This is a genomic window from Shewanella chilikensis (assembly GCF_037953065.1).
Lineage (GTDB): Bacteria > Pseudomonadota > Gammaproteobacteria > Enterobacterales > Shewanellaceae > Shewanella > Shewanella chilikensis.
Genome location: NZ_CP149966.1, coordinates 653138 through 679460, shown reverse-complemented (window position 1 = coordinate 679460; position 26323 = coordinate 653138). Strand labels below are relative to the sequence as shown.

The 26323-nt window shown below is 52.2% G+C and carries 27 protein-coding genes; 13 read left to right on the top strand and 14 right to left on the bottom strand.

Going from position 1 to position 26323, the window contains the following annotated elements; genetic code table 11:
• The first annotated feature begins 143 nt into the window (after nucleotides 1–143).
• Complete coding sequence (locus WKR14_RS03165) at nucleotides 144–1763, top strand: mechanosensitive ion channel family protein (protein WP_101054861.1); 1620 nt, start codon at nucleotides 144–146, stop codon at nucleotides 1761–1763.
• A 60-nt stretch (nucleotides 1764–1823) separates the two neighbouring features.
• On the opposite strand, the gene WKR14_RS03160 is transcribed toward WKR14_RS03165, so the two are convergent.
• Entirely contained in the window at nucleotides 1824–3530 is a 1707-nt protein-coding gene (locus WKR14_RS03160) for a formate--tetrahydrofolate ligase (protein ID WP_165564455.1), read from the bottom strand.
• Nucleotides 3531–3763: 233 nt separating this feature from the next.
• On the bottom strand, nucleotides 3764–4597 hold the full coding sequence (locus WKR14_RS03155) for a MaoC/PaaZ C-terminal domain-containing protein (protein WP_339087727.1): 834 nt from the start codon (nucleotides 4595–4597) through the stop codon (nucleotides 3764–3766).
• A 198-nt stretch (nucleotides 4598–4795) separates the two neighbouring features.
• Between WKR14_RS03155 and WKR14_RS03150 the strand changes: the two genes are divergently transcribed.
• Nucleotides 4796–5590, top strand: coding sequence for a methyltransferase domain-containing protein (locus tag WKR14_RS03150; protein ID WP_101054965.1), 795 nt, complete (start codon nucleotides 4796–4798; stop codon nucleotides 5588–5590).
• Here WKR14_RS03150 and WKR14_RS03145 read toward each other — a convergent pair.
• Nucleotides 5551–6186: a chemotaxis protein CheD gene (locus WKR14_RS03145; RefSeq protein ID WP_101054856.1), complete on the bottom strand. Its 636-nt coding sequence runs from the start codon at nucleotides 6184–6186 to the stop codon at nucleotides 5551–5553. The genes WKR14_RS03150 and WKR14_RS03145 overlap by 40 nt on opposite strands.
• A 45-nt stretch (nucleotides 6187–6231) precedes the next feature.
• Nucleotides 6232–7119 carry a TraB/GumN family protein gene (locus WKR14_RS03140; protein WP_101054853.1) on the bottom strand — a complete coding sequence of 296 codons (888 nt, stop codon included), beginning with the start codon at nucleotides 7117–7119 and terminating at the stop codon, nucleotides 6232–6234.
• A gap of 47 nt (nucleotides 7120–7166) precedes the next feature.
• Between WKR14_RS03140 and WKR14_RS03135 the strand changes: the two genes are divergently transcribed.
• Entirely contained in the window at nucleotides 7167–7478 is a 312-nt protein-coding gene (locus tag WKR14_RS03135) for a prephenate dehydrogenase (RefSeq protein ID WP_101054850.1), read from the top strand.
• A 145-nt stretch (nucleotides 7479–7623) separates the two neighbouring features.
• The gene (locus WKR14_RS03130) at nucleotides 7624–9357 is read left to right on the top strand and encodes a GGDEF domain-containing protein (protein ID WP_404829451.1); all 1734 of its coding nucleotides are present in this window, start codon (nucleotides 7624–7626) and stop codon (nucleotides 9355–9357) included.
• Here WKR14_RS03130 and WKR14_RS03125 read toward each other — a convergent pair.
• Nucleotides 9354–9878, bottom strand: coding sequence for a DUF3016 domain-containing protein (locus WKR14_RS03125; protein WP_101054845.1), 525 nt, complete (start codon nucleotides 9876–9878; stop codon nucleotides 9354–9356). The two genes, WKR14_RS03130 and WKR14_RS03125, sit on opposite strands and share 4 nt — an antisense overlap.
• A gap of 277 nt (nucleotides 9879–10155) precedes the next feature.
• Between WKR14_RS03125 and WKR14_RS03120 the strand changes: the two genes are divergently transcribed.
• Nucleotides 10156–10461: a hypothetical protein gene (locus WKR14_RS03120; RefSeq protein WP_101054842.1), complete on the top strand. Its 306-nt coding sequence runs from the start codon at nucleotides 10156–10158 to the stop codon at nucleotides 10459–10461.
• A gap of 6 nt (nucleotides 10462–10467) precedes the next feature.
• Here the strand turns inward: WKR14_RS03120 and WKR14_RS03115 are convergent, their stop codons facing one another.
• Nucleotides 10468–10977 (bottom strand): DUF4240 domain-containing protein, encoded by a 510-nt coding sequence (locus WKR14_RS03115; protein WP_101054839.1) that lies wholly within the window; start codon nucleotides 10975–10977, stop codon nucleotides 10468–10470.
• Nucleotides 10978–11096: 119 nt separating this feature from the next.
• Between WKR14_RS03115 and WKR14_RS03110 the strand changes: the two genes are divergently transcribed.
• From WKR14_RS03110 to WKR14_RS03100, 3 genes are all read left to right on the top strand, one after another.
• On the top strand, nucleotides 11097–11492 hold the full coding sequence (locus WKR14_RS03110) for a hypothetical protein (protein ID WP_101054836.1): 396 nt from the start codon (nucleotides 11097–11099) through the stop codon (nucleotides 11490–11492).
• A gap of 173 nt (nucleotides 11493–11665) precedes the next feature.
• Nucleotides 11666–11938, top strand: a complete 273-nt coding sequence (locus WKR14_RS03105) for an HU family DNA-binding protein (protein WP_039034447.1) — start codon at nucleotides 11666–11668, stop codon at nucleotides 11936–11938.
• Between the two features lie 265 nt (nucleotides 11939–12203).
• On the top strand, nucleotides 12204–12896 hold the full coding sequence (locus WKR14_RS03100; RefSeq protein WP_339087355.1) for a TorF family putative porin: 693 nt from the start codon (nucleotides 12204–12206) through the stop codon (nucleotides 12894–12896).
• Nucleotides 12897–12919: 23 nt separating this feature from the next.
• Here WKR14_RS03100 and rimK read toward each other — a convergent pair whose 3' ends face one another.
• The 4 genes from rimK to WKR14_RS03080 form a co-directional block, all read right to left on the bottom strand.
• Nucleotides 12920–13825: a 30S ribosomal protein S6--L-glutamate ligase gene (rimK, locus tag WKR14_RS03095; RefSeq protein ID WP_101054830.1), complete on the bottom strand. Its 906-nt coding sequence runs from the start codon at nucleotides 13823–13825 to the stop codon at nucleotides 12920–12922.
• 85 nt (nucleotides 13826–13910) lie between these two features.
• A complete protein-coding gene (locus WKR14_RS03090) occupies nucleotides 13911–15638 on the bottom strand; it encodes a putative bifunctional diguanylate cyclase/phosphodiesterase (RefSeq protein WP_101054963.1) in 1728 nt (575 codons plus the stop codon).
• A 12-nt stretch (nucleotides 15639–15650) separates the two neighbouring features.
• Nucleotides 15651–16082, bottom strand: coding sequence for a response regulator (locus WKR14_RS03085; protein ID WP_101054827.1), 432 nt, complete (start codon nucleotides 16080–16082; stop codon nucleotides 15651–15653).
• Nucleotides 16079–18211, bottom strand: coding sequence for a CHASE domain-containing sensor histidine kinase (locus WKR14_RS03080; RefSeq protein WP_373296808.1), 2133 nt, complete (start codon nucleotides 18209–18211; stop codon nucleotides 16079–16081). The genes WKR14_RS03085 and WKR14_RS03080 overlap by 4 nt, the downstream gene beginning before the upstream one ends.
• A 303-nt stretch (nucleotides 18212–18514) precedes the next feature.
• Between WKR14_RS03080 and WKR14_RS03075 the strand changes: the two genes are divergently transcribed.
• The gene (locus tag WKR14_RS03075) at nucleotides 18515–18697 is read left to right on the top strand and encodes a PA3496 family putative envelope integrity protein (protein ID WP_025886854.1); all 183 of its coding nucleotides are present in this window, start codon (nucleotides 18515–18517) and stop codon (nucleotides 18695–18697) included.
• 37 nt (nucleotides 18698–18734) lie between these two features.
• Here the strand turns inward: WKR14_RS03075 and WKR14_RS03070 are convergent, their stop codons facing one another.
• Nucleotides 18735–19700 (bottom strand): PDC sensor domain-containing protein, encoded by a 966-nt coding sequence (locus WKR14_RS03070; RefSeq protein ID WP_101054820.1) that lies wholly within the window; start codon nucleotides 19698–19700, stop codon nucleotides 18735–18737.
• A gap of 222 nt (nucleotides 19701–19922) precedes the next feature.
• Between WKR14_RS03070 and WKR14_RS03065 the strand changes: the two genes are divergently transcribed.
• Entirely contained in the window at nucleotides 19923–21275 is a 1353-nt protein-coding gene (locus WKR14_RS03065; protein WP_226563689.1) for a flavohemoglobin expression-modulating QEGLA motif protein, read from the top strand.
• Between the two features lie 56 nt (nucleotides 21276–21331).
• Here WKR14_RS03065 and WKR14_RS03060 read toward each other — a convergent pair whose 3' ends face one another.
• A complete protein-coding gene (locus WKR14_RS03060; RefSeq protein ID WP_224865961.1) occupies nucleotides 21332–22699 on the bottom strand; it encodes an alanine/glycine:cation symporter family protein in 1368 nt (455 codons plus the stop codon).
• Between the two features lie 114 nt (nucleotides 22700–22813).
• A complete protein-coding gene (locus WKR14_RS03055) occupies nucleotides 22814–23776 on the bottom strand; it encodes a LysR family transcriptional regulator (RefSeq protein WP_101054811.1) in 963 nt (320 codons plus the stop codon).
• A gap of 92 nt (nucleotides 23777–23868) precedes the next feature.
• On the opposite strand from WKR14_RS03055, the gene WKR14_RS03050 reads away from it, so the two are divergent.
• The gene (locus tag WKR14_RS03050; RefSeq protein WP_101054809.1) at nucleotides 23869–24810 is read left to right on the top strand and encodes a sodium-dependent bicarbonate transport family permease; all 942 of its coding nucleotides are present in this window, start codon (nucleotides 23869–23871) and stop codon (nucleotides 24808–24810) included.
• Here the strand turns inward: WKR14_RS03050 and WKR14_RS03045 are convergent.
• Nucleotides 24798–25370 (bottom strand): SRPBCC family protein, encoded by a 573-nt coding sequence (locus WKR14_RS03045; protein WP_101054806.1) that lies wholly within the window; start codon nucleotides 25368–25370, stop codon nucleotides 24798–24800. The genes WKR14_RS03050 and WKR14_RS03045 overlap by 13 nt on opposite strands.
• Nucleotides 25371–25609: 239 nt before the next feature.
• On the opposite strand from WKR14_RS03045, the gene WKR14_RS03040 reads away from it, so the two are divergent.
• Together WKR14_RS03040 and WKR14_RS03035 are read left to right on the top strand one after the other, a co-directional pair.
• On the top strand, nucleotides 25610–26011 hold the full coding sequence (locus WKR14_RS03040; RefSeq protein ID WP_101054803.1) for a hypothetical protein: 402 nt from the start codon (nucleotides 25610–25612) through the stop codon (nucleotides 26009–26011).
• 62 nt (nucleotides 26012–26073) lie between these two features.
• Nucleotides 26074–26313 (top strand): galactosyldiacylglycerol synthase, encoded by a 240-nt coding sequence (locus WKR14_RS03035; RefSeq protein WP_101054799.1) that lies wholly within the window; start codon nucleotides 26074–26076, stop codon nucleotides 26311–26313.
• Nucleotides 26314–26323 lie beyond the last annotated feature (10 nt).

Sequence of the window (26323 nt, the reverse complement as noted above, 5' to 3'; positions counted from 1 at the left end):
TTCTAGCAAAGCTGGCGTCCGCCTTATATCTCCTATGTGTTAAAAACCACAAATCCACGCGCTTTTTAGGCACCATGGAAATTTTCGTGTCATATTTATTGACTCAAACACTTCAGAAAAACAGATAAAAATCGGACAAAAACATGGTTAGATCTCTCTTGCTCGTGTTGTGTTTAACTCTTTCCTGGCAATCCTTTGCATCTGAACCTGAACCGCTCGCCACCGAGCAGCTCACTTTGATGCAGCAAACTATAAGACAAAATATCCAACAGCTTCGCACTGCCAAAGGCGAACTCAAGGCAGTGACTGAGTTTAGGATCAAGGCGCTGACTCTGGCGCAGCGAAATAAACTCAAAGAGAGCATAGATGCCATTGGCGACAAGAATGCAGCCCCTCAGGTCCTGATGAGCGTTCTGCCGCACCTGGAGGCGCAGCGACAACTCCTGCAGCAAATGGTGCAATATCTCGACAAGGAGATAGTGTCGCTGCAGGGCAAGCTCGGCAAAGGGGAAGATCAACAGCTGATGCTTGAGATATCCCGCCGTAGTCTGGAAAAGGATGAAATTCAAAAAGGCTTGCTGGAACTGCTCAATTGGTCAGAACAACTGGGACAGGATGTCAGCCAGGCGAAAGAATCACTCAAGCAACGTCTTATCGTCAGAGCCGAGTTGCTCGAGAGTCTGGTGAGCTATAACCAGCAACAATTGGGGGTACAAATAGCCGAAAATGCGCTGGCGGGCAAAGATGTCAGCAGCGAGCAGAGCAAGACCTTGACCCTGCTAAAAGAACGGTTGGAAAACAACAGCAGCAGCCTGAGTGCAGTGATAAGCATGCTGGATAAACTGGATGTAGATACCAGCGATCTGAAAAAGACCTTGTTTGCCATCTCCGGGGATATCACCCAGGACGTCCTCAATATCGATATCGTCTCCAGTCTGGCCGGACAATGGTTCGATATCGCCAAGGCGCAGTTGATTGAAGGTGGGCCGGATATACTGTTCAAGATATTTATCTTCTTGTTTATCTTGCTAATCACCGTCTTGCTGGCCAAACTGACCAAGCGAATCGTCGCCAAGGCGGTCAGTAACTCCAAACTCAAGTTCAGCAAGCTGCTGCAAGACTTCTTCACCTCGCTTTCCGGCAAGATTATTTTCACCCTGGGGCTGCTGATAGCCTTGTCACAGCTTGGATTCGAACTTGGCCCACTGCTGGCTGGTTTCGGTATTGCCGGGGTGATTATCGGTTTTGCGCTGCAGGATACCCTGTCCAACTTCGCCTCTGGGATGATGATCCTTATCTACCGTCCCTTTGATGTCGGAGATCTGATCCATGCCGCCGGAGTCACAGGCAGAGTCAGCCATATGAGCTTGGTATCTACCACCATCAAGACCCTGGACAACCAACGACTGATTGTTCCCAACAACAAAATTTGGGGCGATACCATCAACAATATCACCGCCGAGCATCACAGGCGGGTAGATATGACCTTCGGCATCAGCTACAGCGACAATATCGAACAGGCCGAAGCCGTGCTGGAGCAACTGGTGCAAGAGCATCCCAAAGTACTTAAACACCCTGAGCCCACGGTTAAACTGCACCTCTTGGGTGAATCCTCGGTGGACTTTGTGGTGCGCCCCTGGGTCAGGCCGGAAGATTACTGGGAAGTTTACTGGGACATCACCCGGGCGGTGAAGATGCGCTTCGACGAGGAAGGGATCAGCATTCCATTCCCGCAGCGGGATGTACACTTCTACCGCGGTTAAACCGGTGCGGCAGTATCCAACACCACAAAGGGCGCAGATGCGCCCTTTGTCATTGCCGAGTTAAAGCCCTATCACTTCACCCTGTTCATCGATATCGATATGCAGGTAGCCTGGGTTCAAACCCAGCCCAGGCATTGTCATCACCTTGCCCACCAAGGCGGTGACAAAACCGGCTCCGGCATTGAGCCTAAGCTCAGTGATTGGCAGGGTAAAACCGCTTGGCGCGCCCTTGAGTTTGGGATCGTGACTGATAGACATTGGCGTCTTGGCCATACACACAGGCAGCTTGTCTGCGCCAAGGCGCCGGATCTCGGCCAGTTGCTCACGGGCCTTGGCCGACAACTCTACCCCGGCAGCGCCATAACCAAGCTCGGCCAAGGTTGCCAAGCTGGCCTCGAGTCCAAGCGAAGGGTCATAAAGAGGCTTGAAGCCATCACCCTTGCCAATGGCCGCCAATACCGACTCGGCCAGAGCCTTGGCGCCATCGGCACCTAGTGCAAAGGCCTCACTGAGTTCACAAGCATCGGCGCCCTCAGTCAGACAGGCCTGTCTCAGCCACTCAAGCTCCTGCTCGGTATCTTCGGGAAAACGGTTGATGGCCACTACCACAGATGTGCCGTAGCGGCGCACATTGGCCAGGTGCCAGGCCAGGTTGGCAAAGCCCTGCTCCAGTGCCTGTTGGTTAGGCCGACTTACAGCCTCTCCCTTGAGCCCGGCGTTACTCTTAAGCGCTCTCAAGGTCGCCACCAAGACGGTGCAATCCGGCTGACGTCCGGAAATCGGCGCCTTGATATTGCAGAACTTCTCAAAGCCCATATCAGAGCCAAAGCCACCCTCTGTGACCACATAGTCGCTGAGTTTCAGCGCCATTTCGTCGGCAATGATAGAGGAATTGCCATGGGCGATATTGGCAAAAGGCCCAGTGTGGATAAGACAAGGGGCGCCGTTGAGGGTCTGCATCAGTGTCGGCTCCAGCGCCTGACGCAAAATGGCACACATGGCACCGGCAACCCCGAGCCGCTCGGCTGTGACGGCCTGTCCGGAGGTATCGAGTGCCAGCAACACCTGGCCGATACGGCGGCGCATATCGGCAAGATCGCGACTCAGGGCCAAAATGGCCATCAGCTCAGAGGCGGCGGTGATATCAAAGCCAGACTCATGCTCGGGGCCATTGTTATTTCCCAGCCCAACCTGAATCTGCCGCAGACTGCGATCATTATGATCCATCACCCTGTGCCAAAAGAGCTTTTCCGGATCGATATTGAGCGCATCCAAGCCACTGCGACGGCTGAACTCTGCCGCCCCGAGGCGTTGCTCGTGATGCAGCCTGGCATCCAGCGCGGCGGCGGCCAGATTGTGGGCGCTGGTAATGGCGTGAATGTCCCCGGTAAGATGCAGATTCAGTTCTTCCATCGGCACTATCTGGGCATAACCACCGCCGGCAGCTCCCCCTTTGACGCCAAAGACCGGCCCCATACTGGGCTGGCGCAAACAGGCGCAGACCTTGTGTTCGAGCGCATGCAGGGCCTGGGTCAAACCTATGCTGGTCACCGTCTTGCCTTCACCGTGTGACGTAGGGGTTATCGCAGTCACCAGAATCAGCTTACCGGGCAGATAGTCATAGACCCGTTCGAGCAAGGACAGCGGGATTTTTGCCTTGTGGTCGCCGTAACAGCTGAACTCACCGGGACGCAACCCCAGCTCAGTAGCAATATGCTCAATGGGACGCCTCGGCGTCATTCTAGAGATCTCTATGTCCTTCAACATTCAGTAAAACTCCCACAAGGGCCAAAGCAAATAGATCAAAGGACCCGCATACTAGGCCATTCCGGCTTCAAGCTAAAGTCGGAGCCCTCTTTATTCAGCAATACCTTAATCTGGGTCAAGAAATCTCTGGCCTGAATTGGCCGAAAAACAGTTTCCGAACGGAGGGAAAATAGCGAACGCAGGAATAATGGCGCCAAACAGGGGCCAAGGCGGAAAACCTAGGCCCCGACAGCTTAGAGCAGGGAGATCTCACCACAAAGATGCGGCCTGCGCCCTTTCTGATCTCTGAGTTCAAACTTATAGCCCTGCTCCATGGCCTCGGCGCAGAAGCAAACACTGGCCGGCATAAACAGCGGCAACTTGAACGCCACGTCAATGACACAGGGCCTATTGCCCAGCTCAGGCATCAACTGAGCCACGCAGCGGGCCTTGGACCACATGCCATGGGCCAGCACCCGGTCGAAACCAAAACGCTTGGAAAGCAAGGGATGCAGATGGATCAGGTTATAGTCACCCGAGGCCCTGGCATAACGCCGCCCCAAGTCGTCACCCAACTCCCAGACACTGGGGTTTTCCCACTGAATATCCCCGCCCTTGGGGGGTCTTGCCCTGCGCCCGGGCTTATCTATGCGATACAGATAAGTAGACAAGGATTCCCACACCAGCTCTCCGGCCACAGTCACCCTGGAAATAAGGTCAAACTCCAGCCCGGAATCTGTCTCTCGGCTGTCGGTGAGGCGACAGTCGATATCGAAACGCTCATCAAGGGTAACACTGCGAAACTGACTGATACGGTTACGCAAGTGGATCATACCCAGCAGAGGAAAAGTGATGGCGTCATGGGTAAAGATCACCGCATGCAACCTGAAGGCCATCACATACAGATAGGTAGGCGGCAGAGTTTTGCCATCAAACTCGAAGCCACACACCTGAGCGTAGTCGGCCACCTTGCCGGGCTCCAAAGCCACGCCGGGAGTATTAACGCTGATACGAGGTAAAGGCTGGTTGTCCCAGCCAGGCTTTCGCCCGAAAAAAATCTTGCGATACAGCGAAAACAACGAAGGCATTGTTCGCAGTTCGACACTGAATTCCATAACCAAAAAGCCCACCTTGAGTATTCCAAGCCGAGCATTATACCTCATCCCTGCCGTTTTCGGAGCTATCTATGATTTTGCGATCTGTCCGCCATAAGCGCTTGGCTCTGATGCCAAGGGCTGCGGCTTGTGAGACACTATATGCCTTCAAGTCATTCAGAACCCTCCAAAGTGCAAGATCAGAACTTTGACAAGCTGGCGCAAAAGTTCGCCAACAATATTTATGGAACCCCTAAAGGGCAGATCAGAGCCGCCGTACTCTGGCGCGATCTGCAGGAACAGTTACCCTATTTTGCCGGCCGTAAACTCAGAGTACTGGATGCCGGTGGCGGTTTCGGTTTTTTCAGTCAGAAACTGGCGGCCATGGGGCATGAAGTCGTTCTTTGCGACATCTCCTCGGCCATGCTGGAACAAGCCAAAGAGCAGATTGCCGCCTCGGCCGAGCCCTTGGATATTCAACTGCTGCACTGCGCCATTCAGGAGCTGAACGTAACGGAACTGGGCCAGTTCGACCTCATTCTCTGTCATGCAGTTGCCGAATGGTTGCATGATGCCAAGGGTACGCTGGCGGGCTTGCTGTCACTCTTGAAAGATGACGGCCTGTTTTCACTGATGTTTTTCAATAAGGAAGCGATGCGCTTTCACGCCCTGGTGTCAGGCAATCTCGACTATGTGGCTGCCGATCTGCAAACCCGCAAAAAAGTCCGCCTCAGCCCGAAACATCCGCTGCAAATAGCCGATGTACAAGCTTGGTTTAACGAGTGGCAACTGAGATTGAGGTGTGAATCCGGGGTACGGGTCATCCATGATTATCTTAAAAAGAGCTTGCCGGATAATTTCGACTTCCAGCAACTGCTGGAGATGGAGCTGAAATACTCACGCCAGCAACCCTATCTGTCTCTGGGGCGCTACGTGCATTTCATTGCTCACAAGGCATCCGGGCCGAACAACTCGATCGAGGGTTGATCTTTGCCATCCACTATCTGATCCAGATAACGGTTCTCTTCCGGCACCAGCTGCGCCAGACGTTCGGGATCCATGTGCTTGAGCAAGACCTTGCCGCTGTTGGGGTGAAACATCACCTTACGCGGCCAAGGGCCGCCCAAATCCTCCGCCTGCACAGGGATCTGCTCGATTTCGAGATAACCTAGTACAAAATCTATGTTGGACTGGCCGACATTCAGCACACTGCTTTGGCCCAGTCTGGCGCCGCCGAATACTTTGGCCTGTAATCTGTGTCGCTGACCACCGACACAGAGTATGGCATTGATCAACTGCTCCATGGCCCAGTTGCCGTAGCGGCAGCTGTAGCTGGTCAGTTGGTGCCAATCTTCGTGAAGTTTGCGCTCGGGTAACAGAAAGTGATTCAGACCACCTATGCCGAGTACGGGATCCCAGATACAAGCCGCCACACAAGACCCCAAGCGGGTAAAAATGTACTCATCGGCACCTGTAATATAAAAATCGCCGGGATCGACCCTGGCAACCACCTTGCCAAAACGTTGATCCCACTGACGAACTGTTCCTTCAAACCCCTTGTACGCATCGCTAATGCCTTGCATCTCAACTCCCTGTGTCCAAGCACAGCAAGTATAGACCTCAGCGCCTCAGTTTGCCTCGCCGGGCGGTATATCACAGCTTTGCCGCCAGCAGTTACGGCTGCTGACACCGGCTTTATGCAGATACTCGAGTAGGCTCCTTTTGCCTGCCAGATGCCCGGCACCGACGGCCACAAATAGTGGTGCCTGATTGGAGCCCATTAGACTCAACAGGCGCTCGGCCATGCCTTGGTTACGCTGCCACAGCAGTTTTTCCAGCAATACATCTTCACCTTCGGTGGACAGCTGATGCAGCATCAACTCAGCCAGAGCTTTTTCATTACCGCTGCGCCAGGCGGTGATCAGTGCCTGGATCTCCCGATCTTCGCCGCGAATGCTCTCCCTAACCATACTCCACTGGTACTCCAGCGCCAGCGAGTCCAGCAGTGCCAACTGCATTTCTGTACTTTCCAGCTCCAACACAGGTTTATCACCGACTCCATCCAACAGATACTGTTCCACACCCAGGCTGGGTTGATAACCCAGTTCAACGAAGCGCTGCATACTGATCTGTACCGACTGCAACCAGGGGGACATCATAGCCAATTGCCGGCATAAAGGTTTGCCGCCACAATATTCCTGCAGCAGCGTCTGGGTTTCCTCATCCGGTATTGCGGCCTTTAAGCCATACTTCTGCAATAATTGCTGCGCCGCAGGATCACGGACATCGGCTTCCAGTACCAGAGCGCCGGCGTGGCGATAGGCCTGCTCTATCTGGTTTGACAGTGGGTAGAAATCGGCCTTGCCGACATGCACTGAGCCCATGAGAAAAGCCGTCTTGCCGGCAAACTCCAATTGGTAGAAGGGTGGTGTATCACCATCTTTTGCTTGAGCCACGCCACTTAAAAGTAAGCCACATCCTAAGAAGAACCACAGCAGTCGACTTGTTGCGCGCATCCCTGTTCCTTATAATTTCAGCCAAAGTTCACCAGTTAGAGGCTGTTATGCCATACACTAAGGTCATTGAGCAACTGAAAGCCAATCTGCAGACCGCTTACCGCCAGGCTGTCGATGCCGATAATCGTCTGGATCAGCTGCAACAGGCCGGTCATGGAAAGTTTTCTGCCGTATTCACCCAAGAACAAGGCTTTACCACCCGAAGTAATCGCTTCCTCCCTTATGTACAGGAGTTGGCACAGGCGGTAGCGGATCTTGAAGCCGAAACGGCACCTACCCCGGAACAGTTGGAGGCGCTGCTACCGAAACTGGCGGTCTTGCTGCAAACACTGCAAAAATTTAAACAGCAGAGTAAGTAGCTAGAGAAGTTTACATAAGAGTAAGCAGCGAGAGTTCAAACAGCTGAATCAATAATATGAGCCGGGCCAACCCCGGCTTTGTCATCTAAATGTCATCTAGCAAGACTAAACTCTATCCGATTTGGGCCTGGAGAGGTATTGCAGTTTGATGGCCATAGACAGGATAGCTGAACTTGGAAGTGTGTTGGATAACGAGGATGTCACCGCACTGTTTCAGCCTATTATCAATATAGACAGTAATAGTATCCACGGCTTCGAAGCTCTTAGCCGCGGCCCCATAGGCAGCAGTGTTCACTCTCCATTTCATCTGTTCAGCGCTGCCGAACGCCAAGGACGTCTCTCCGAGCTGGAGACCTTGTGTCGCCGGGTATCCATAGCCCAATTTCAGCAAAAACAATTGCCTGGCAAGCTGTTTATCAATATTTCCCCCAAGGCACTGCTGGATCCAACCCATCCTAAGGGGCAAACCCTCAAGCTCTTGCAACAGTTCGGCATAGCGCCATCCAATGTGGTCATAGAGCTGTCGGAACAATACCCGGCCGATGACATAGATCAGCTCAAAGCCTGCCTTAATCACTATCGTAACCAAGGTTTTTTAACCGCTCTCGACGACTTGGGTGCCGGTTATTCTGGCCTGCGTCTCTGGTCAGAACTCTCCCCCGACTATGTCAAAATTGATCGCCATTTTATTCATCAGATAGACAAGTTTCCGGTAAAACAGGAGTTTGTCCGCTCCATCATAGAGCTTTGCCAAAGCCTGACCTGTAAAGTCATCGCCGAGGGTATAGAGACTGAAGCCGAGCTGACCATATTGCGCCAGCTCGGGATCACTTATTGCCAGGGCTTTTTGCTCGGCAGACCCGAGGCGCAGCCAGATAGACAACTGCAAACCCGCTATCTTGCCATTCGTCAGCAGGAACAACCGAGATACAACGAGGCGGCAGAGAGCCTGTGCCATCAGGCACAAACCTGCCCCTCCGAGACTGAGCTCAAGCAGTTGAGTGAACGCTTTCTCGCCCAGCCGGAGCTTCAGTGCATAGTGGTGTTGGAGCAAAAGCGTCCCTTGGGACTGATCTATCGCCATCGGCTGATGGAGCTATTTTCCCGCCCCTATGGCCGCGCCCTTCATGAGCACCAGGCGGTCACAGAACTCATGGACAGAGATGTGCTTATGGTCGATGCGGCTACACCTCTGTCATTGGTGAGCCAAAAACTTACCGCTAAGCCTGGCTCCGAAATAGCGCAGGAATTCATTATTCTGCGTCAAGGGGAATTTATCGGTCTTGGTCACACCCGCGAGCTGCTGCAACGCATCACTGAACACAGAATACAGATGGCACGCCACGCAAACCCATTAACGGAATTGCCCGGAAATGTGCCCATTCAGGAAGAGCTGCAACGGCTACGTAAACTGCGACAGCATTTTTATCTGGCCTATTTTGATCTATGCCATTTCAAGCCTTATAACGACATCTATGGCTTCGGTCGTGGTGATGAGGTGATAAGGGCCGTCGCCGGCCTGCTCAGACAATATGGCAAGGCACAGTTTATCGGCCACGTGGGTGGCGATGATTTTGTGATGATAGGCACAGAGCCAAAAATGCTCAGGGTTTGTCAGCAGATATTGACAGAGTTTGAACGGGGCAAGAGGCAATTTTTCAGTGATGAACATTGGCAAAGGCAGCACTTGTTTGCCCAGGACAGACAAGAGCAGGAATGCTTTCAACCGCTATTGCGCCTCAGCGTCGGAATACTGCCACCGCCATTAAGCCTGGACGCCAACGAGCATGAATTGTCCCGCCTGTGTGCGCTGGCGAAAAAGCAGGCCAAGCACAACCCTCAAGGGCTGTGCTTGCTGGAGATGCCGAAAACGGCTTAGAGTTTGGGCTTGAGTGTTTTCTGGAACCAGTCTTTCAGCATTCTTTCTTCATAGCGGAAGCTGTCACTGTTGATTCTGTCTACATGGTCGAGAAACTGCATATCGGTCAGCTTTTCATCGCCGGCAATGACTAGCTGATCGCCTTCCATCAAGCGATAACTGAAGCTGATCTTAGGCGGATAGACGTTCTTGACTACGCGTATATCGTTGGCGGTAGCGCCAAAGGTAGGCCGCACATCACCGGCCAAATCCACATCTGTGACTGTCAGTTCCAGCTTTTGGTTATCTTTTAGAGATGAGGAAACATCTTTATCCAAGGCTTTGGTCAAAGTATCAAACAGACGTTTTTCATACCGGGATTGCAGCTCACCGGCAGACTTGATATCCCGAAAATCCTTGGGTGACTGCCACTCTATTTTCACCTTACCCGATTCAGTAACCGGGTTTTCATCGGCCTTATCGGCCGCCAGCACCGAGCCAGAGGCCAGGGCACTTACAAGTAACAGATGTCTGATTTTCATATCAGCCTCCTTTGGGAGCGATTGTCAGTATGCTTTTGCTTCGAACTCAGAGTATAAAATTTAACCTGAATCCGGGCTTAACGCAAAACTAATATGAGAATAGCATTGTGTTATAAGTAGCTATTTTAATGTAGTATTTTTCGCAATACACCATCCAAAAAGATTAACCTGAGTATCAATTTGTAGCAGCAACAACAAACTTTCAAACAATGCGGCTTGAGTCAGGCCCGAGGAAGTAATCTAATAAACCAAAAACCGAGCCATAACAGGAGCACCAGTGAAACTCTCACCGCCTTTGCTGATTACCTTGGGACTATTTACCGCTCTGGGAATTGTTCTTATCGCCATCAATCAGGATGCCAAACCCAAGGGGCCGGAAACCTGGAGTGCCTTCATTTATACCCATGGCTTTGATTCGGGGCGTTATATCAAAGAGGACGATTTTGGTGATTATGCCAGCTGTAAGGCGTTTGCTACCGAGAAGTCCCAGGCCGCAGAGGGGGCACCTTGGGAGTGTGGCAGCTATTGCCGCTTCGACTCCCGCCGTCAGGGCTTTCAGTGTGAACAGATGCGCAACGACTAAGCCTGCTTAGAAAGGAAAACGGGCACAGAGCTTGGGGTACAGTTTACGCAGAGCCTTGGGCTGATCGTTGAAACGCTTACCCTTGGGCTGACTCAGCCCCGAAGGCACAAACGGTAACTCTTTCCCGGTACGAGTCTCGTATAACTGGCCGGCCAACAGATCTATTTCCTCAACAAAAGGATAGGCATAACCATTCAATTGTGGCCAAACTTCCAGCTCCCCTAACGAATCCGCTGCATTGCAGGCCGCCTGATAACGCTCCTTTCCCAGAGTCACCAGGAAATTGCGAAACTCGGCAAAGCCATAATCTGAATCGATTCCGGCGATGATGTAAGCAGCGCCCCAAAGATCCCAGCTGTAACTCAGCCGGAGCTGCCGGGCAAAGTGTTTATCAAACTCTGCCAGTTCATCATCGCTCAAGCTTTGCAGTTTTTCGGTCAAACGCGCCTGGAGTTGCTGTTGGTCCTGATCGGGATAGTCGCGGCTGACCAGCTCCCAGAACTGCTCTTCTGTCATTGAGTGTTATCCTGCCAAAAATGTCAGCGCTCATTTTACCGGAAAAAGCGATTAAAATCCGGCTGGACTCACTCCAGGGCTTTCCATAGACTTAGGCCAATTTCTCACAGGAGTCATTTATGTCCATTTCAAGACCAATACCCTTGGTACTACTTTGCATCCTCTATCTGGTACTGGCCGGGGTAGCACTGTGGCGCACCATCAGTACGGGGGCAATAGATCTATTTACCTTGGGAGTCATCCCAGTATTGGTGGGCATAGTGTTACGTACAAGTTGGTCGCTGTGGGCACTGCGTATCTATCTCTTTATCCAGACTCTGGGGCTGCTGGCATTGGCCGCTACTGCACTGATGGCACTGCAGATAACACCTGAAGATGTCAAACTTGAGCTGGCTGGGCGCAATATCCCCTTGCTGCCGCTGGCGGCTGTGTTGTTGGCCTTACTGTTATTCCAGTATTGGGTGGCTTTTTCCGCCAACACAAAATGCTTTTTGCAACAGGAAAAATCTGACTAGATCGCACTGAATTTAAGGAAATCGGCGCCCAGCTCACAAATTTGTATAATTTTGGTTAAAAAATAACAAATAAAGCTCAAGAAGCCCGCTGAAAGGCCTTTTCAAGCCAAAAACCTTATGGCATGTTAGATGGGCAATAATAATTCAATCGACGGAAAGAAGAGACGCTCCAGATGAACAAAACTGAACTGATCGCAAAAATGGCAGAACATGCAAACCTGTCCAAAGCAGAAGCTGCCCGCGCCCTCAAGTCGTTCGAAGTAGCAGTGACTGATGCCATGAAAGAAGGATCTAAAATCTCCATCGTAGGCTTTGGTTCTTTCGAAACCTCAACCCGCGCGGCCCGCACTGGCCGTAATCCGCAAACCGGTAAAGAGATCCAGATCCCTGCCGCTACGATTCCCAAGTTCAAGGCCGGTAAGGCACTGCGTGACAGCGTCAACTAAGCCGCTTTTCACGGATGAAAGCGCCTCATAATGAGGCGTTTTTTATTGCCTGTCGTGCCCAACACTCAACTGCACAAAAAAAGGGCAAAACGCCCCATTTAAACGCAACATTTCATTAACCTACTTTATATTCAAAAGCTAACCACATGTATTTAATGCCTATTTAAACTTGGCACAAGATTCGCTCATTCCGCACAGACAATAACGAGTGTCTGCGCCGGTCGCTATTACCGGTTTCGGAATCCAAACCATTGAGGGGATGAGAATGAAACACACCAAGTTTTCAATGTCAGTTATCGCAGGTCTGTTGTTGCTGGCCGGCGAAGCCCAGGCGACTGTATCAGGGAATATAGGAGCCACCTCCAACTATCTGTGGCGTGGGGTTACCCAGACGGATGACTCTGTCGCCGTTCAAGGTGGTATAGACTATAGCCACGACACAGGCTTTTACCTGGGCACCTGGGCCTCCAATGTCGACTTTGGTGATGACACCAGTTACGAGCTCGATTTTTACGGCGGTTACTCCGGCAGCATAGGCGAAGACTTTGGCTATGACATCGGCTATCTTTACTATGGCTACCCGGATGCCGAAGACGATATCGACTTTGGTGAGCTGGCGCTGACTCTCAGCTGGAAGTGGTTTGAGCTGGGTTATGCCAAAGTGGTTAACGCTGGTGATGATGTAGCCAAAGCGCCGCTGGATAATAAGGATTTAAGCTATATCCACGCAGGTTTCAGTTATCCCCTCACGGAAACCGTGACGCTGACGGCACACTATGGTTATTCAGACGGTGATGTGGTGCAGAGCTGGTTTGGAGTTTCCGACTACGCCGACTACCATCTGGCCATCAGCAAGGAGACAGGCATAGGCTCTGTCTCCTTTATGGTGGCCGATACGGATCGGCCGAACGACGATGCCAAGATAGTGCTCAGCTATGTCTATGAGTTCGAATTCTAAGGATGGGAAAGCCCGAGGCGCAATCAGGCGATGACAGGTCGATTGCGTTTACGGGCGGCAACCATTTTTTCGATATGTTCCACTATCGGCTCGGCCACCTTGATACCTGTGGTCAACTCTATACCTTCAATACCCGGAGCTGAATTGACTTCAAGCACCAAGGCGCCACGCTCGGAGCGAAGAATATCCACCCCGGCCACAGCCAGCCCCATCGCCTTAACCGCATCAATGGCTGTCTTGCGCTCCTGAGGGGTAATCTTAATCTTCTCGGCGCTGCCGCCTAAATGCAGATTGGAGCGAAAATCGCCCTCCGGCCCCTGGCGTTTCATGGCCGCAACCACCTTATCACCCACCACAAAGCAGCGGATATCACTGCCGTTGGCTTCTTTGATATATTCCTGCACCAGAATGTTGGCCTTAAGCCCCAAAAAGGCTTCTATCACACTCTCGGCGGCCTTTTTGGTTTCTGCCAGCACCACACCTATTCCCTGGGTACCTTCCAAAAGCTTTATCACCAGCGGCGCCCCACCCACCATAGCGATAAGATCCGGAATATCATCCGGCTTGCTGGCAAAGCCTGTGACCGGCATGCCCACCCCTTTGCGGGACAGCAACTGCAGTGCCCGCAGCTTATCCCTTGAGCGGGCAATGGAGATGGAATCATTGGCGGCGTACACCCCCATCATCTCAAACTGGCGAACCAGGGCGCAGCCATAAAAAGTCACACTGGCATGGATCCTCGGGATAATGGCATCAAAACCGGCAAGCTCTTCACCTTCAAGATGAATACTGGGTTGCACCGAGTTGATGTTCATATAACAGTTGAGTGGATTGATCACCAAGGCCTGATGACCACGACCCTCACAGGCTTCCACCAGCCTGCGGGTAGAATAGAGCTCGGGAAATTGAGAAAGAATACCGATTTTCATGTTTGGAAGACCCGGTAAAGAGAGTTATGGCCCAGCAAAAAAGAGGGGGCATCTTTGACCATACTTTGCCAATAGGCAAGCAAAATCAAACATTCCCCTCAGCCAGCAAAGGTAAAATATGCTGCACTTCAAAATCCACGGGCCGAATCGGCCGACAATAAAGATATCCCTGCAACAGATTGCAGCCCCGCTCACGACAAAACTGCGCCTGCGCCTCAGTCTCTATACCTTCAGCCACAGACACCACGTTAAAACCGTTGGCAAAATTAATCAAGGCAGACAACAAACGCTTGCCACGTTCATCCTGTTCGACCGAAGCCACAAAACTCTTGTCGATTTTCAGTACATTGATAGGAAAATATTTGATGTGCTCAAGGGACGAAAAGCCGGTGCCAAAGTCATCCAAAGACAACACTACCCCCAAGGCAGCAATCCGCTCCAACACCTTGGCCAGCTCCAGCGGTTCTTCAATCAGGGCATTTTCGGTGAGTTCCAGCTCCAGCTGCGATGCCGGCAGCCCGGTTTGCTGCAATACTCTGACTATGGTCTGATACAAGGTTTCGCGAATGATCTGCGACGGTGACAGGTTAACCGCCACAGATAACTGCTTTCCTACCGGAGCCAGCATCGTCAGCCACTCGACGGTTTGCGCGCAGGCCTGTGCCAACACCCACTCACCTATCTCATCAATCAAGCCTATCTCTTCGGCTATCGGTAGAAAACTGTCGGGCGCCAGCAGGCCATCTTCCGGATGTTGCCAGCGCAGTAAGGCTTCCATTCCCAAAAGCTCGCCGGAAATTGCATCAAATTTGCCCTGATAAAAGACCCTGAATTCATCCCGCTCCAGCGCAGTTCTCAGTCCCATCTCGATACGGTTACGAAACCTGACCTCCCTGGCCAACTCTTCGGAATAAAACTGGATCTGATTACGGCCAATTTTTTTGGCGCGATACATGGCAATATCGGCACACTTGAGCAGCTCTGAGCTGTCGCAGACAGAATCGCTGTATACAGCAATGCCAATGCTGGCGCCGATAAGCACATCATGTTCCCCCAGCGGGAAAGGCTCTTCGAAGGCCTGCTGCAGCCTATTGGCCACCGCCATAGGGAAGTAACGATTCTCGGACTCTGTCACCAACACCACAAACTCATCGCCACCGAGACGGGCAATGAGATCCCCTTCCCTGAGCGCCGCGTTTAGACGGTTGGCCACTTCCACCAATAGGATATCCCCCACCTGGTGCCCTAAGGTGTCGTTGATACCCTTGAAATCATCCAGATCCAAGAGAATCACCGCCAGCATGTCCTGATGGCGCTTGACCTGACTCAAGGTGCGATTCAGGCAGAGTTCAAAACCGTAGCGATTGACCAGTTTGGTCAGGGAATCATGTTCAGCCAGTTCTTTGAGCTTCTCGTGGCTTTGGCGCAATGCCAACGCCATGGAAGCCCTTTGCTTGGCATTGCGGATAGCACGGGTCAAGCGGCTGGTATTCACTTCATCTTTGAGCAGAAAATCCTGTGCCCCCAACTCGATGCAGCGCTGCGCCAGCTTGTCGTCTTCATAACGGGAGATCATCACTACTGCGGTTTGCTCTCCGGCCGATTCATTGAGGCGGCTCAATACTTCCAGACCATTGGCATCGGGCAACATATAGTCGAGCAGTATGCCATCGAAGTGCTGCTGGCAGGCGAACTCCAAGCCACTCTGGGCACAGTTGGCCTCCAGCACCTTGAACGCCAGTGACGATTGATCCAGGGCACGAATGATAGCGGCTCTGTCTATCTCATCATCATCGATCAACAGCAAATTCATGCTTTCCATCCCTCAGGCTTCCGGCAGTTCAACAATACGCCAATAGCTTTCCAACATATTGAAAATATTATAAAAACCATCGCTTATTTCATGTTTGACCATATAGCCGGCCACATGATGCTTATAAGCCTCTACCTTGTCTTCATCGGCGCTTGAGGTGGTCAGCACAAAGACTACTGAGAGAGACAATGCAGGGTCATTGCGGATATGACCAAGAAACTCCAAGCCATTCATCCGCGGCATATTGAGATCCAGTAAGATTAGATAAGGATGATGTACCCGACCATCATTCAGCATCTCCAAGGCCTCCAAACCATCTTTGGCTCTGACCAAGGGGTTCAGTAGTCTAAGCTGCCGCATTGCCCGTTGTACCGCCATGTAATCGACATCATCGTCATCGACCAACAGAATAGTGACTTCCTTATATCCGGCAGTTTGGCTCATGACTCCTCCTTGAAGTGCACCGGCCAGGTAAAGTAAAAGCTGCAACCACGCCCTTCCGATTTCACCCAGATCTTGCCGCCCATATTTTCCACCGACTTTTTCACCAAAGAGAGCCCCAGGCCACTGCCCTCTACCTCATCTCTAGGCTTAAGCGTTTGGAATATCGCGAAAATTTTATGATGGAACTTGGCCGCTATCCCAGGGCCGTCATCGGTAACACAGAAACAATAATAGTCGCCCTGGCGCTCGCTGCTGACGCTGAGTACCCCCTCTCCCTTGTCGTGGTGTTTGATGGCATTGCTGAACAGGTTTCTAAATACCAACTCCAGCGGCACCCTGGCCGTGGTCAGAACAGGCATTTCAGACAAGATAACCAGCTTGAACCCAGTTGGCGGAGCCACCAGGCTGAAGGTGTCCTGCAGCAACTGCTTGCTGTCCACTTCGGTCAACTCGGTATCTACCCTGCCTATACGCGAGAAGGTCAGCAAGCCATCCAGCAGCAGGACCATACGCTGGACCCGACTCTTGATCAGGTGCAGATACTTCTGCACCTGTTCGCTACTGTTGTCGCTGAGATCTTCTGCCAGCCACTCGGATAACTGCTCTATGCCCCGCAGCGGCGACTTAAGATCGTGAGAGGCTATATAGGCAAAACTGTCCAGCTCACGGTTTATTTTTTCCAACTCCTCTGTGTGACGAGCTTTCTCGGCTTCAATCCTTTTGCGATCCGACACATCATTGATGGTGGCCAAAATCGACTGGCCATTGGTGAAATGGATTGGGGTTAGCCCCACTTCGACCGCCACCAGAGAACCGTCTTTGGCTCGGCCGAACAGGTCATCACGCTGGGACATATTCTTGGCAATAGGCTGCTGCAGATAACCGCCCATGTGTTGATTGTGTGACTTATGCAGGCTCTCCGGCAGCAGTATGTTCACGCTGCGGCCCAGTAGTTCGTCCCGGGCATAACCGAACAGTTGCTCAGTATGCGCATTGACCAGAGTGATGAGCCCATGGCCGTCAACCATGATCAGCGCCGACGGCGAGGCCTCTATAACCAAGCGGAAGCGTTTTTCATTGGCCAGTATCTCGTTGGCCAGCAAGCCTTCCTGATATCTGGCTCTGGCATTACTGAGCAGAAAATAGAGCAGCACCAAGATAAACAGCAGGCCTATGCCCAGCATCAATTTGCTTTGCAGTTTCTCGGTTTCAGTGACAAAACTCTTGTCAGCGCCGATTTGCAGCAACCATTGATGACCACCGACCTTGAGCGGCAACACATGATTGTAGGTTTTGGCAATCGGCCCCAGCTCCTCAGTGCTGTACAGCAACGAAGTGTCTGAGGGGGTGTCGCCATCAAAGATCTCTAGATTCAGGCTGGGAAACTTATCGGCCAAAATGCCTTGCATAAGGTTATTCATTCGAAAGGCGGCATAGACCACACCTGTAGCAGCCTTGGGGCCGGCAGAAGTTTCATCATAAAGCGCCAAATACATCAAGAAGCCGGCCTGAATATCCTGCTGGGTTTCCTGTACCAAGGTAATTTTGCCGGAGATCGCCGCCTCCCCTGTGTTGATGGCTCTATCTATTGCTTCTCGGCGAGTCGGTTCGGAATACATGTCATAACCAAATGCCCGCCGGTTACGCCAATCAAAGGGTTCCAAATAGATAATGGCCTGGTAGGTATCACGCTTACCAACTGGGTACACCCGATATTCTTCAAAACCTTCAGCGCGGATAGCTGCCTCATGGGCAGTCAACTGCTCCGGGGACACAATAACGCTGTAGCCTATTCCCTGGATCCCGGGATAAAAACTCTCCATCTTGGCGTTGGTCACATATTCGTGCCACTCCTCACGGGTCACGCCATCGGATGCCATAAACAGGCCCACGCCCCCCCGCAGTACCTGCTCATAGGTCAACAGACGATCTCTTATGGCATCTTTGACCAACATGGCCTGATACTCAAAGCGCTCACGTCCGCGCTGCTCCGCATATTGATTAAACAGATACCAACCCAGGCAAGTAAAAAGGAGTGCAACCAGGATAATCACCCAAACCGAGGCTGGAGTGGAAAAGCCGAAGCGTTTTACAGAGGTGGATGATGCGGTGAGACGATCGTCCGGGATCATAAACAGCCGAGTCCTTAGCCAATTAAGCAAATGCCATGGGGTTAATTCTGGTCGGGTTCATGAAAAAAACAAGTTAAAAACAGCAAAACCCCCTCAAATTTAGGTTCTTGGAAAAGATCGTCAAAATGTTGTCTCGATCTCACTTCCTATTGCAACTCAGTGCTAGATTTCAGTTTAACCAAAGCTAATATTGAGTAGAGGGACGGACAGAATCATTTGCTTTGTTAGACAAAAATTTTTGCTTTTCAGCCAATGCTTTTTTGGCTAGAAAATCCTTGGATAAACCGTGAGGAATTCGTGATGGCCCATATTGTTGAACTCGTGCCCAACGATGCTGAAATTGAAGCAATGACCACCCCAAAAAACCGTCAGGCCGAAAAGGCGCTGCAACACAAACGCCAGGTAAAACGCCGTTTGGAAGATTACTTGGAACGCTTGGAACTCAGACGAGCCATGGGGCTCGATGATGACGATATGTTTTAGCCTTCCTTAATATGGGAGGGTGCCAGCAACACCCTCCTTACCCTTGCCGTCCTCTCAAAGACTGGGTTTGGGTAAGCAAGGCCTCGGCCTTTGCCCCCAACCAGACGTATAGTCCCAAGGCCACCAACAAGCCAACCACCGCCAACATCATCAAAATCGCTCCCTGAATGTACTCCACCTGTCCGAGTGATGCCTTGAACATGGTCAGCAAGGCCTCGATAGAGATGGCGATCAATATGGTGGAAACAAAGCGGGTAATGGTGCGCCGGGTGGAACTGTGGCGGAAGATGTCTTTATGCATCAACACTTCTTCTTCCAGTATGGTCTTGCCGAGATCGAATATCGCCAACGCCAGGGTGATATAGATGATGATCCCAAACGGCTTGAGCGAATCATGAGCCAGTTGCGGCCCCTGCGCCAATAAATGCCAAATATCCCTGGCCGAGATCAACACCAGTACCCCGACTATGATGAATAGCCCTGTCACCAGAGTGAGATAAACTGCCTTGAACAGCGGCGTCACCTTGCGCCTGTGACTGTCGCCCATCATAAACTCAATCAGCCGGGTCAGGTTGATATCCACCACCACAAAGCCGCGACTGGCATCCAAACGACTCACGCCCATGGATGCCGACAAACAGAGTTGCCCGGAAGCATTGGAAAGATAAGGTGAAGTTATCTGTACCCCGCTCTTGTCGCCGGCATTGAGAAAATAGGGCCTCTGGCTGCGATCCGGATGCTCACCCACAGCTAGCAGTTTGATCTTTTGCTGGATAAGCGCCAGATTCGGGCTCACTTGGTGACCATTTTCATCCAGCAAATACATCAATTCCACAAAGGGATAACAGGCTGCCACTTCAGAAAACACCCTGATGGCCCGCCCTGTGTCATCAAAGAGCTGAGAGTCGGCCATTCCGGTCAAAATCGACTGCAATAGTTCATCGATTAGCGGCTGATACTCATGAAAACGTTCAATCACACTCAAGTAACTCATGTTTGCCATAACGGCTCCTGAAAGTTCGCCTATACAACCTCAGATAAGCAGCTTGAGTGCCAATATTGCAACATGATGAATATCAATTAATTAGCTTAAATCATACGCGGCGACTATGCTCAATAACCAAGCAACTGCACCAAGATCTGGCAAGGATAAATTCTGTTGCCAGACAGCGTGTTATCCAAGATGATAGCCGCCAATAACCTGTGTCTTCCGAGGAGACCATTGATGCCAGACACAAGTACCTATAAAGAGGATCTACGGCGCCTCTCGGACGAGCTAATCCGGCTGCAAAAACCGATAAAAATCCTCGATACCATCAAGTGGCCGAGGGAGGTGGAAGCCCGATTTCTCGAAAACAACGGCAAGCAGTTACCCGCCATAGACGCCGAGTTTTACCAGCGCCTGTCACTGCCTTTTGACCCGGATAAAACCCGCCAAGAGTTAACCGAATTGCGTTTGCAGACCCGCAAGCGCCTGGGAAGATACGACAAGCTGGGCAAGATATTGGTGGCCAATATCGAGCAATATCTTCAGGTTATCGACATGCTGCAACATAGAGGCAAGGCCGATTTCGGTGAATTCAGCCGTCGCCTCTACGGCAGTGCCAACCATAAGCTCCACGGCGACAGACATAATCTCAGGCAGCTCGGCGATCGTTTGAGTTACATCTTCTCGCTACCGGCAGCGCTGCGCAGCAATCGTCATCACCCCAAAGAAATCGCCGCGCCGGAGGCGGTGGATATTCTCAGCCGCCGCCTGAAAGATTATTTCCACAGCGACGATATTCGGGTGCGCCTCAGTGACGGCATAGTCTCGGATGCCGCAGTGGGCGGCGATACGGTCAAACTCAACAGCAAGGCGTTGTTCAGTCAATCGGACCTCGATGTTTATGAGGTACATGAGGGCTGGGTACATGTGGGCACCACCCTCAATGGCCGGGCTCAACCCTGGGCCACCTGGCTCAGTGTTGGTTCTCCCAGGGTAGCCGCAGCCCAAGAAGGGCTAGCCGTATTGATGGAAACCATCACCCTGAGCTCCAACCCTGGGCGGGCCAGACGCATCAGCGACAGGATCACTGCGGTCGATATGGCCGAGCAAGGCGCCGACTTCATAGAAGTATTCAACTATTTCTGCGGCCAGAACCTCAGCAAACGAGACAGCTACCGGGTGACTCAGCGAGTATTTCGCGGTGGTATGGTGCAAGGCGGCAGCTACTTCACCAAGGATATCTCCTATGTGCGCGGCTATGTGGAAAACATTAACTTTATCCGCTCTGCCATCACAGCCGGGATCCCGGAGATCATCCCCATGTTGTTTGTCGGCAAGCTGGCCATTGAGGATATCCCGGTGCTTTATCAGGCCCACAGGGAGGGGCTTATTGCCGCCCCCAAGTATCTGCCGCCTATGTTCGATAACTTCAGTGGCCTCTATGCCTGGTTTGGTTTCGCCTCTGGCATGGCTGGGATAGATCTCAAAGGCGTGCAGCGACACTTCAGTCACCTATTCAAACAGTTACCCAATGCCGAGCCCATGTTCGAGTTACTGGAAGACACTGAGTTTGACAGTAACGCCGACTGATAAAAAATGGCCAACTATAAGTTGCCCATTTTTATGGCGATCGCTTGATTGACCCACTATTTTTGCAACTCAGCCTTACGCTGCTTGATAAAATATTCACGAGTCAGCGCGAAAACCACAGGGCTGAGCAGCGCCAGGGCTATCAGATTGGGAATCGCCATCATGGCATTGAGGGTGTCGGCCACCAGCCAGATAAAGTCCAGAGACGCAACGGCCCCTACTGGCACCATCAGAGTCCAGACCAAGCGAAACGGCACTATAGCGCGAATACCAAACAGATATTGCACGCACTTTTCACTGTAAAAGCTCCAGCCGAGAATAGTGGTAAAGGCGAAAATAGCCAAAGCCACCGCCACTATGTAATGCCCTATAGGCAAGGCATGGCTGAAAGCATAGGAGGTCAAGGCCGCGCCGGTTTCCCCCGAGGTCCAGGCACCGGAAACGATAATCGCCAAACCTGTGATGGAGCAGACCACTATGGTATCGATAAAGGTACCCAGCATGGCTACCAGGCCCTGAGCCACTGGGTTATTGGTCTGCGCAGCCGCATGGGCAATCGGTGCGCTGCCAAGACCTGCCTCATTGGAAAACACTCCGCGGGCGACCCCGAAACGTATGGCAGCCCAAACTGCCGCCCCGGCGAAACCACCCTGGGCCGCCACTGGGCTGAAGGCGCTCTCGAATACCAACTCCAACGCCGCCGGGATCTGATCGAAATAGACCACAATCACAGCCAAGCCTGCGGTGATATAAAACACTGTCATCAAGGGCACTAACTTACCGGCCACATCAGCAATCCGCTTGATGCCGCCCATTAAAACAGCACCCACCAAAATCATCATTACCAGGCCGGTTGCCCAGGCTGGAACGCCAAAGTTACTATCCAAGGCATCGGCCACCGAATTGGCCTGCACTGTGTTGCCTATACCAAAACCGGCAAAACCACCAAATAAGGCGAATAAAGTTCCCAGCCAGGCCCATTTCTGGCCGAGGCCGTTCTTGATGTAGTACATAGGGCCGCCTATGTGGTTGCCGCTGTCATCGACCTCGCGATACTTGACCGCCAACACGGCTTCGGAGAACTTGGTGGCCATCCCCACCAGCGCGGTGCACCACATCCAGAACAACGCCCCCGGGCCGCCAAGAAATATTGCCGTCGCCACCCCGGCGATATTCCCTGTCCCTATGGTGGCCGACAGTGACGTCATCAGCGCATTGAAGGGGCTGATCTCCCCTTTCATATTGGTGTCTTTATCCGGGATCCGCCCGGACCAGAGTAAGCGGAACCCCCGCCCCAGCTTGAGAAGCTGCATAAAGCGCAAACCTATGGACAGAAACAGTCCTACCCCCAGGATCATCACCAGCATGGGCACACCCCAAACCAGGCTGTTGAGCTGGCTAACCCATTCCATTATTGTTTCCATTCCAACCTCGTGTAGTTATTGTTATCGTTGCAGTTTCCACCTGTTATGGCAAAACTGCATAAGGAACACCCAGATTACAACGAAACATTAACAATTGGAAACCCGAGGTCAAACTCAGTCGGCGCTCAACCCCAGGTTGGTTGGTAGCTGGGCGATATCACCAGCCACCCATTCAGCCTCTATGCACTGCTGCAGATGCTCAGCCATAAAGTGCACCAATTGCCGCGCCGCATAGGGCATACGCCTGTCTTTACGGCTCACCAGATACCAGTTGCTTTCCAACGGGAAGCCCTTCACATCCAGAATAGCCGGGCGCTCGCGCCCTTCCTCCAGGGTATGGGCCGAGATAACTGATAACCCCAACCCCGAGGCGACCCCCAGACGAATGGCCTCATTGCTCTCTATCTGCATACAGTCGCCCAGTTCCACCCCCTGACCGCTGAGCCAAGACTCAAACATCAAACGGGTAGCCGAACCCGGCTCACGGATGAGAAACCGCTCGCGACTGAGCTGCTCAAACTTGAGTTCACTCTGCCCGGCGGCCCAATGATCTCTGGGGGCAATCAACTGCAGTGGGTTACGGATGATCCGTGCCGATTGCACAGTTTCGCCCCTGGGAGGATGGCTGAAGAGGTAGAGATCGTCTTCCAGATGCTCAAAACGATTCAGCACATGGGCACGGTTGCCTATGTTCAGTGTGACTCGGACACCGGGGAAACGACGATAGAAAGCGCCTAGGATCCGCGGCACCACGTACTTGGCCGTGGTCACCAGGCCGATATTGATGTGGCCGCTCTGCCCTTCCCGCACCTTGGCCAGCATGCCGTTGAAGTCTTCCAAACGAGTCATCACATCGACCGCCGCCCGGTACAACTCCTGCCCCACCTGAGTCGGCCGCAGCCCTCCCGGGCCGGTTTCCAGCAAAGGCTCACCCACCAGCTCAGCCAGTTTTTTCAATTGCAGCGACACGGTCGGCTGAGTCAGATACAGGTGTCTGGCGGCGGCTGAAATATTCTGCCGCCGAACCACTTCGATATACACCTGCAACAAGCGCAGGCTGAGATGGCGAAGATCCATAGATAATTATCTATATATATGCAGTTAATAATTTATTTTCCAATATAGCGCCGGGCGAGCACAATCTCCAGCCGTCTAACAAGGAGAATCCCATGCCTGATGTTGTTATTGCCTTTTTCGGCCTAGGCCTGTTGGCCGGTCTGCTCAAATCGGATCTCAGAGTCCCCGAATCCACCTACGAAACCCTTTCCATACTGTTAATGCTGACCCTGGGCCTCAAGGGCGGCATGGCGCTACACGGCCACACAGATCAGCTGTCCTTTGCCGAACTGGGACTAGTAATAGGTTTGGGACTGGCAATCCCGCTGGCGCTGTATCCCATACTGAAAAAAGTGGTTCGCCTATCCCAGAGCGATGCCATCAGTATTGCCGCCCACTACGGCTCGGTCAGTGCCGGGACTTTTGCCGTTGTCTACGCCATGACAGAACAGCTGGGCTGGCCACTCAAGCCCGAAACCACTCTCTATTTGGTACTGCTGGAGCTGCCATCCATCATAGTCATGCTGTGGCTCTATCGACGCCTTAACCGGGATAAAACGGGAGGCAGTGGCAATATTCTGCTGGAAGCACTCACAAGTCGTGGGGTGATACTGCTGGGGGGCGGCGTGCTTATCGGTTGGGGCTACGGCGCTGAGGGCTTGGCCTCGTTAAGCCCTGTGCTGATGCAGGGATTCAAGACCTTGCTGGCGCTATTCCTGCTGGAAATGGGCTTGTGTACCGCCAGGGTTTGTGCTCCACTGCCCTTGAGTCACTGGCGCCTATTGGTATTTGCCGCCATCACCCCTTTTGTGCTCGCCTGGGTGGGTATCATTACAGGTCACGCCCTGGGGCTGCCCGCCGGTTCGACATTGGTACTGGCCGGTCTCTGCGCCAGCGCCTCTTATATTGCGGCACCGGCGGCGATCCGTGCGGCCATTCCATCGGCCAATATCGGCGTGGCCATGCTGGCCTCGCTGGGGGTCACCTTCCCGATTAACCTGCTGATAGGGCTTAATCTTTACCGTCAATGGGTGGCCTGGATTTACGGGCTCTGAACTTGTTCCTGCGGCGCGGGTTCTGACTCGAGTAACAGCTTGAGATTACTGAGCCCACGCAATAGATCCGTGGCGATCATGGTTTCAAAGTCGACAAACAGAAACATCAGATTCATCGGATAGTCCAGATGCCCCTTAAAGCTCCAACTAAGGTTGGTCCTATTGCCTTCATAGGGCTCAAACAGCATGTAGGCAGGTTCAGTACCCTCGAAGGGAGTCAGGAATCTGAGCTGATAATCGATGCGCTTGTTGGTTTCCATGGCGACTATCTCCTGCTCGCCTTGGCCCACCTGCGGGTTGTCACTCTCCCAAGCCGAGACAAAGCCAACAGTGCCGTCAACGCCGCGATAACTGCGCTTAATCGCCGGATCCATCTTGGCCCAGACGCTGAAATTATCTTGATTCTTAAGATACTTTACATAGTCATACACCTCGGCCACCGGGCGATTTATCACCACATTGGTGGTCACCTGGTAGTCGCTTTTGACAAACAGAGCGGCAATCAGCGGCACAGCCACTATCAGTGCCAACAGGATAAACAGTGTCTTGATAAAACGCATAAGGACTCTCCAAACAAGTTTTCTTCCGACAACAATTACTTGTCTGAGTATATCCTGCAAACAGCCCAAAAAGTAACCAGATTGTTAAATGTTGAAAATAGTGGTTTTACCTCTGTTAGCACTAACAAATCTTGGTGGAGAAGCGAGCCGGGCCACAAATCATCCACTGGTGGTTTGTTGTGCATATGCTTTTAGGTTACAGTCACCTGTAAACATGGACGTCTAACCTAGGAAGTATAATGGGACTGATCCTGGCGCCACTACTTGTTATCTGGCTGGCAATATTGACTGTGGCGGGTTACCAAGCCACTTTGTACTTCAAAGAAACTTTCAGCTTCAGCGGCCTATTGGCATTTTCCAGTGTCAGTTTGCTCTGCGGAGCTCTCTATTTCCTGCTCCATTTCCGGCGCTATCAGGACGCAGAAACCTTAAGTGTTTTCGAGATCAGTCTGGAACTCTTATTCAACCCCATCAGTGGTGGCATTTGCGTATTGGCACTGTTACTGATCTGGCTGGTGCCCATGGGGGTTTGCAAGCCTCTACTGTTGGCACTGGTGCTTGGCCTAGCTATCGCCACCCTGACCGGGGTCGTTTATGAAGAGAGTTTTATGACAAAACATGGGATTCAACGCACTCACTGAAGAGGATATAGTGCAAGCTATGATTTTCGGCCACTGAGGCCACACCAATCCAAGGAGAGAGAATGATCCAACTCAGCAATAAAGAAACCGGCGCCGTTATCGGCCATATCTCCGAACAACAGCTGCAGTTCCTGATCGACAACCTGGTAGAAGAGCATGATGCCGACCAGGACTACTGGCTGAACCGCACTCAATTGGAAACCTTTAAGGCCATAGAGGCCGATGCCGAGCTCATCAACCTGTTGGAAGCCGCCATGGGCGAAGCCGATGAACTGGAGATCCTCTGGCAGCGCCAAGGCTAAAGCCAGGTTT

What these genes read in the sequence shown, in the direction of transcription:
- WKR14_RS03165 (WP_101054861.1), top strand. Translation starts at nt 144, where the DNA reads ATGGTTAGATCTCTCTTGCTCGTGTTGTGTTTAACTCTTTCCTGGCAA.
- WKR14_RS03160 (WP_165564455.1), bottom strand. Translation starts at nt 3,530, where the DNA reads ATGTTGAAGGACATAGAGATCTCTAGAATGACGCCGAGGCGTCCCATT.
- WKR14_RS03155 (WP_339087727.1), bottom strand. Translation starts at nt 4,597, where the DNA reads ATGCCTTCGTTGTTTTCGCTGTATCGCAAGATTTTTTTCGGGCGAAAG.
- WKR14_RS03145 (WP_101054856.1), bottom strand. Translation starts at nt 6,186, where the DNA reads ATGCAAGGCATTAGCGATGCGTACAAGGGGTTTGAAGGAACAGTTCGT.
- WKR14_RS03140 (WP_101054853.1), bottom strand. Translation starts at nt 7,119, where the DNA reads ATGCGCGCAACAAGTCGACTGCTGTGGTTCTTCTTAGGATGTGGCTTA.
- WKR14_RS03135 (WP_101054850.1), top strand. Translation starts at nt 7,167, where the DNA reads ATGCCATACACTAAGGTCATTGAGCAACTGAAAGCCAATCTGCAGACC.
- WKR14_RS03125 (WP_101054845.1), bottom strand. Translation starts at nt 9,878, where the DNA reads ATGAAAATCAGACATCTGTTACTTGTAAGTGCCCTGGCCTCTGGCTCG.
- WKR14_RS03115 (WP_101054839.1), bottom strand. Translation starts at nt 10,977, where the DNA reads ATGACAGAAGAGCAGTTCTGGGAGCTGGTCAGCCGCGACTATCCCGAT.
- WKR14_RS03110 (WP_101054836.1), top strand. Translation starts at nt 11,097, where the DNA reads ATGTCCATTTCAAGACCAATACCCTTGGTACTACTTTGCATCCTCTAT.
- WKR14_RS03105 (WP_039034447.1), top strand. Translation starts at nt 11,666, where the DNA reads ATGAACAAAACTGAACTGATCGCAAAAATGGCAGAACATGCAAACCTG.
- WKR14_RS03100 (WP_339087355.1), top strand. Translation starts at nt 12,204, where the DNA reads ATGAAACACACCAAGTTTTCAATGTCAGTTATCGCAGGTCTGTTGTTG.
- rimK (WP_101054830.1), bottom strand. Translation starts at nt 13,825, where the DNA reads ATGAAAATCGGTATTCTTTCTCAATTTCCCGAGCTCTATTCTACCCGC.
- WKR14_RS03090 (WP_101054963.1), bottom strand. Translation starts at nt 15,638, where the DNA reads ATGAATTTGCTGTTGATCGATGATGATGAGATAGACAGAGCCGCTATC.
- WKR14_RS03085 (WP_101054827.1), bottom strand. Translation starts at nt 16,082, where the DNA reads ATGAGCCAAACTGCCGGATATAAGGAAGTCACTATTCTGTTGGTCGAT.
- WKR14_RS03075 (WP_025886854.1), top strand. Translation starts at nt 18,515, where the DNA reads ATGGCCCATATTGTTGAACTCGTGCCCAACGATGCTGAAATTGAAGCA.
- WKR14_RS03070 (WP_101054820.1), bottom strand. Translation starts at nt 19,700, where the DNA reads ATGGCAAACATGAGTTACTTGAGTGTGATTGAACGTTTTCATGAGTAT.
- WKR14_RS03065 (WP_226563689.1), top strand. Translation starts at nt 19,923, where the DNA reads ATGCCAGACACAAGTACCTATAAAGAGGATCTACGGCGCCTCTCGGAC.
- WKR14_RS03060 (WP_224865961.1), bottom strand. Translation starts at nt 22,699, where the DNA reads ATGGAAACAATAATGGAATGGGTTAGCCAGCTCAACAGCCTGGTTTGG.
- WKR14_RS03055 (WP_101054811.1), bottom strand. Translation starts at nt 23,776, where the DNA reads ATGGATCTTCGCCATCTCAGCCTGCGCTTGTTGCAGGTGTATATCGAA.
- WKR14_RS03050 (WP_101054809.1), top strand. Translation starts at nt 23,869, where the DNA reads ATGCCTGATGTTGTTATTGCCTTTTTCGGCCTAGGCCTGTTGGCCGGT.
- WKR14_RS03045 (WP_101054806.1), bottom strand. Translation starts at nt 25,370, where the DNA reads ATGCGTTTTATCAAGACACTGTTTATCCTGTTGGCACTGATAGTGGCT.
- WKR14_RS03040 (WP_101054803.1), top strand. Translation starts at nt 25,610, where the DNA reads ATGGGACTGATCCTGGCGCCACTACTTGTTATCTGGCTGGCAATATTG.
- WKR14_RS03035 (WP_101054799.1), top strand. Translation starts at nt 26,074, where the DNA reads ATGATCCAACTCAGCAATAAAGAAACCGGCGCCGTTATCGGCCATATC.